Source organism: Candidatus Desulfolinea nitratireducens (genome assembly GCF_982879505.1).
Map to the genome: position 1 here is coordinate 1 of NZ_CEYOSI010000040.1, position 5,195 is coordinate 5,195.

A 5,195-nucleotide genomic window follows, 5' to 3' on the forward strand; every position below is an offset into this window, starting at 1 on the left:
GACTGCGCTCAAACCTTTTTTCAAAGAAGGGTTGCATTATATTATTTTCGATACCGCACCCAGCGTGGGAGGTATTCAGGAGCGGGCTGTTTGGGCATCTGATCTCGTAATCGTTCCTACCGCAACCGAGTTTCTTTCTGCGGAAGGTGTGGGAAAAGTTGCCTATATGATGAATATCTTGCAACAAAAGAAGGGTTGGAAAGGAGCACTTTTAGGCATCCTGCCAACCTTCTATGATGCCCAAACCAGAGAAAGCAAGATCACGAATACAGCACTAAAAGAACGTTTCGGAGAGAGTGTCTTGGATCCCATTCACCGAGCCACTATTCTGAGAGAATGTGCTGCTTCAGGGAAAACGATCTTTGAATATGATGAGAAATGTCGCTCCGCAGAGGAGTATATGAGCCTAACGAAGCAGGTTCTGAAATTCTAGGAGGGAATATGAGTGATCGAAGAAATCCCTTTGGGGATATGCCTGCAAGTGAAAGCTCATCCGCTGCACCACCTGATATTTATGAATCCCTGCCTATGGCTGCCCCACGTCGGCGCAAACGGGATTGGGAGCGAAATCATCAGAGTGAGAAGGTGGTCTATCGTGGTGTTGATCCACAAGCAGCTTTGCAAGTACGTCAGCTTGCAGAAGAACTGCATGTGCCTATAGGTGAAGTCGCTCGTGCGTTGCTGGAGTATGGACTGGATGCTTATAGTCGCGGCAAACTTATTCTTGCCCCACGTCCTAACCCCGAACGCTTGCGGATGACGCTTTTTCCTAAGAGAACTGCATCCAAACGAAAGATAGGAAAGGCAGGTCGAAAAAAGCTGCCCAAAGAAGCATCCTGGCGGGTGGTCACGACTTGGCGAAATTTCTCTGCTGAACTCAAGGATGAGATCGGTGTACTGGCATCTGAGAAGGGCTTGGATATTCCAGTGGGAGAGCTCATCTCTGCATTTTTACAATATGCACTCAAAGCGTATAGCAGTGGCGAGTTGGTACTCCAGCCTGTTGAAAAAACGACGAATTACAGTTTAGTGCTGGATGGAGATTTTTGATGCCTGGACAAATTCTTGAAAAACTTTTTACAAAAATAGCGAGCGTAGACGGCAATGACAACGTGTCGCCTACGTCTTGTCTACGCTCCGTCTACATACCCGCCTACGTTGCCGTCTACGCCGAAGCCACAGGAAGCCCAAAACCGAGCGGAACAGACAGTTGCCTTCTGCTTGCACAGGTGGGCTAAGGAAGGCTTTTTTATGGATATTCAAAAAGCCTGGAAAATTGTCTTGGGACAACTGCAAATGGAGATGCCGCGTGCCTCTTTCGATACCTGGGTGCGAGACACGAAAGCTTTGGAGTTTAGTCATGGTGCTTTGACCATTGGTGTTCGCAACGCCTATGCTCGTGATTGGTTGGAAAGTCGCCTAACCAGCACGGTCTCCCGCCTCCTGATCGGGGTGATGAATCAGTCTGTACAGGTTGAGTTTGTGGTCTCAGAAAGTGAAGCATCGCAAGATGATGATGTCGAAGACGAGCTTGACAAAAAAGAGATTGCAGTCTCAAGCGAAGAAATTGCGTCTCTGTATTACCAGGTGGTACGTCCAGATAGAGCTGTTTATCTGCCTGGGTACTTCCGTAAACATCTCAGCCAGTTAGGCCCAGATTTAGGTTGGATGTATGTGGGCTTTAGGCAGGCTGCCTATTCAGAAGGTGGACGTGGTGGTCAAAAGACTGCTCGCTTATCAGGAAAACAGATTGCCACACTTTGTGGCATTAGTGAGCGTACTTTTTGGAATCGAGTTGAACGAGAGAAAACCTGGGAGAAGTTATCTGGCTTGGTGACTTCAAAGACGACTGAGCCTGAGTGGGCAGAGGGCGCACAGCCTCGTCGCCTACCAAGAAAATACACTGTTGCAATTACGCTGCCTTTGACCGGTTCTGATTCCTTTTCACTGGCACAGTGGTTGCAATCTGGTGTTGAGACTTTTAACGGCCCCGCCGGCGTTTTGGCTGCTTCTTGCGAAACACCTCTAAGTGAACTATTTGCACCTCAACAAGAAAATAGCTCACCTGGCAAACCAATGGATGTGGCTGAGATCGTGCGGTATTTATTCTCAGGGGAGTTACCCGCTTCGCAACTAGAGGCTTTTGCTGAAAGACTACGCATGCATCTCATGCCGCAAAACGACCAAATCGTAATTTCTCTTTTCTTTTTGGAGCATATCCTGCCCCATTTGGGTGCAGGTCCAGCCTGGATGTATATTCTCTTACGAGATCGTTGCTATGAGGGGCAAGATGAGCAACGAGATATTTGCACAGTGCAGGGTGGCTATGCTGAAATTGCCCATTGGCTGGGTATTTCCCGCCCCATGACGATCTATGAATGGATGAATGGACGTTTCGGCAAAAAAGCCAAAGAGCCGGGAAAGTTGCGCCATCCTGTAACTCTTGCTTACCTAAAAAATCTGGATGAAGGGCGTGCAGAAAATTTCAACCACAGTCCGCGTACTTTCCGTGTTTTATTGAATGATATTCCGCCTGAGATCGTGCAAGCTGCGCTCGAATGTGAGGAAGAAGCTTACGCGGATTGCAGTATCGTCTTTACGCGATTTGCATATGATCTTTACGCGATTTGCAGTATGGGCTTTACGCGATTTGCAGACGATCTTTACGCGACTTGCAGAGTCTTTAAACCCCTTAACTCTTTAAAGAACCCCTTAACTCCTTTAAAAACCTCCCCCCTAATCCCCCCACAAGAAAAAAAGAAATATCGCCACAAAGAAAAAACGGGGGTGGGGTCTATGTCTTATTGGGATTTAAACCATCTGCTGGCAATTAATGTCGCTAGCCCCCAAAAGCGCAACACCTTGCGCAGAGCAGGTGCAACCGGCGAGACTTTTGCTGCATGGCTACTTTATGCCTATACCCCGGCTGGGGCGGGCTTGCATGACGCAAGCGGGGTTTCCAATGCGATTGCGCGCACGCTGGAATCGCCGCGAGGTGGTCCAGGGTGGCCAGCAAATGCTCTGGCAAAACTTTCCCCCTATAAACTCAAAGCTATGCTTGAAAAAGATTTAGAAGGGAAAGCTGTGGATGATGAAATTTATCTGGCTGCCTTCAGCTCATTGGAAGACCAAGCCAAAGAGGAATTATTGAAACGTCTTTTTGGCGAGTGAGATTTCAAAAAAGGAATTGAATCATGCGAAAAATTATTCTTTTACGCTCAGCTTTCTCTCAAGCTTGGGGGGTGATGTTCCGTCGCAGACTTGGTGAAAAAATATTTGTTTTTATCTACCCTACAAAAACGCGCCGGCTTTTTCAGACCTTTTTTTGTCCGTCTTTGCGTATTGTGGCTTTGGCAAGGGGGGATGAGCAAGATGTTGAAATTGTCTTTAAAAAGGTAATCTCTTCTTGGTGTTTTGTGTCCTTGCCCCCGGCAGATTTGATCGTGGAGATGGCTCCGGATATGCAAATGGATGAAAAGTTGATAGCAGACATTATCTCCGCAGTGGGAGAGCATAAAAACTCAGCGGTGGGCGGAATTGATGCAAATACGGGGATCAAGGATTTAATCTTTGCCCTTTTTGCTGCCTCAGTAGCCGATCTCAGGCGGGTTCGCTCTGTGTGTGGGATTAGTGGCTATGGGCGTGTAGATCCGGAAATTATAAGAAACCACTTTTCGCCCTGGGAGCGTGGCAAGATATTGGCTTCCGCAGGTTTTATTCTGGATTGCCGTATCGAAGCGCAAATCAGCATCCCAGATGGGGCGGTTAGTTTATCCAGACAAATGTTTGATGTGGAGAATGCTTTCCAGGATGAACTCTTCGCAGCAGCTTTGGCTGGCGTTCCTTGGGAAAAAGAATTTTCAAAAGCTTGTATTCGTTGTGGAAAAAATGCTTCCTGGCGTTTTGTTTTGCCTAGTGAGAATCTCTCTCCTGAACTTGCCTGGCGCTTAAAGCGTCCTGAAAATGCAGTTCCGCTTTGTAGAGACTGCACTCGGAAACTTCATTTTGCCAAAAATGAGCAGGTGCGCCGCCAACTCCTTTGGGGATTATGGGGTCCACGCTTTGAAGCATTGGAAAGTTGGTTCTTGGCTGTGCGTGGTGAGGGTGTTTATCGTCTACCCCACAATTGGGACAAAGCTGAACATCCCTTATGGCCAGAAGAGTTCGGTGGCAAAAACTGGGCTTCTGGAAGCGGCAATGTGATGAATTGCGTGCCTCGCGAACCAAAAGAAATCCGCCGGACGCAAGCGCAAAAGAGAGTTTTAGCTGAACTTTTGGGGAGCACGCCACGACTACCCTGAACCATTAGCTGGTATTTTCTTGAAAAACGGAGGTGTGTTTTATGACAGGTTTGGCTTTTTTAGGTGCGCTCAGTGTAGCGGCCTTTGTATTTGAAATTATTTCGACTTTCCAATATGGGGTTTTTCGCCATAGTCGTTTGGATGGCGCCTTTCAGGATGCAAATAAAATCCCACAACGACGATCAACTTGGGATGCGATTCTGATTGCCATTCTCCCCAAACGTTTTGACCCGGAACATGCAAAGAATATGCTGGATGTGGTGGGACTAATCCGCAGAGCGGGCTATCCCTATGATACGCCAGGGGAATTCTATGCCGCCGCTATTCGTGAGTTCAGCAAGTATTTGCTGGTTGGCGGTTTGATGGCAGGCGCACTCGCGATGAACGGGATGTTGGTTGCCGCCCCTCTTTTTGCCGCTTTTTATATCTATCTGGGCTTACGTCGCCCCTATACGCGTTTGGAGAAAATGGCAAAAGCACGCGCAGAAACCATGCGCAATAATATGTTAATTGCGCTATCTGTGCTTGAATCGCTTTTATCGTCTGGTGTTGGGGTACAGGATGCCTTGCGCAGAACGGCATCGGTAGGCGGCACATTCAGTAATCTGCTGGGACTATTGGTAGCACAGATAGAGATCAAAGATATTGAAGAGGCTGTAGAAGTTGTTCAAGCACACCTGCCCGATCCATCTGATGTGGATGCGACACTTTTTCTGACCGATATTCTGGATTTCTTCCAGCGCAGCCGTCCTATCCTCACAAGCGTAACTGCTTTGCGAGAGTCAGTTCATCGCACGGTATTGGAGATCACCGAAACGCGTGCCGCTCTTGTGCGCAGGCGCAGTGGTCTTTTTGGGGTTACCGCTGTGGTGGGCTTGGTGCTATCCATGGTGA

At 48.1% G+C, this 5,195-nt stretch carries 5 protein-coding genes; all 5 read left to right on the plus strand.

Annotated elements, in window-relative coordinates; genetic code table 11:
- Positions 1-433, plus strand: a 433-nt coding sequence (locus AC3DOM_RS05305) for a ParA family protein (protein WP_487917986.1), incomplete at its 5' end; no start/stop codon positions are given.
- 8 nt (positions 434-441) lie between these two features.
- Positions 442-1,050, plus strand: coding sequence for a hypothetical protein (locus AC3DOM_RS05310; RefSeq protein WP_487917987.1), 609 nt, complete (start codon positions 442-444; stop codon positions 1,048-1,050).
- Positions 1,051-1,251: 201 nt separating this feature from the next.
- Positions 1,252-3,171: a DnaA N-terminal domain-containing protein gene (locus AC3DOM_RS05315; protein WP_487917988.1), complete on the plus strand. Its 1,920-nt coding sequence runs from the start codon at positions 1,252-1,254 to the stop codon at positions 3,169-3,171.
- Positions 3,172-3,194: 23 nt separating this feature from the next.
- Complete coding sequence (locus AC3DOM_RS05320; protein WP_487917989.1) at positions 3,195-4,301, plus strand: hypothetical protein; 1,107 nt, start codon at positions 3,195-3,197, stop codon at positions 4,299-4,301.
- A 41-nt stretch (positions 4,302-4,342) separates the two neighbouring features.
- The coding region (locus AC3DOM_RS05325; protein ID WP_487917990.1) for a hypothetical protein at positions 4,343-5,195 on the plus strand (853 nt) is incomplete at its 3' end.

Coding starts and splice junctions, on each gene's coding strand:
- AC3DOM_RS05310 (WP_487917987.1), top strand. CDS start 442: ATGAGTGATCGAAGAAATCCCTTTGGGGATATGCCTGCAAGTGAAAGC.
- AC3DOM_RS05315 (WP_487917988.1), top strand. CDS start 1,252: ATGGATATTCAAAAAGCCTGGAAAATTGTCTTGGGACAACTGCAAATG.
- AC3DOM_RS05320 (WP_487917989.1), top strand. CDS start 3,195: ATGCGAAAAATTATTCTTTTACGCTCAGCTTTCTCTCAAGCTTGGGGG.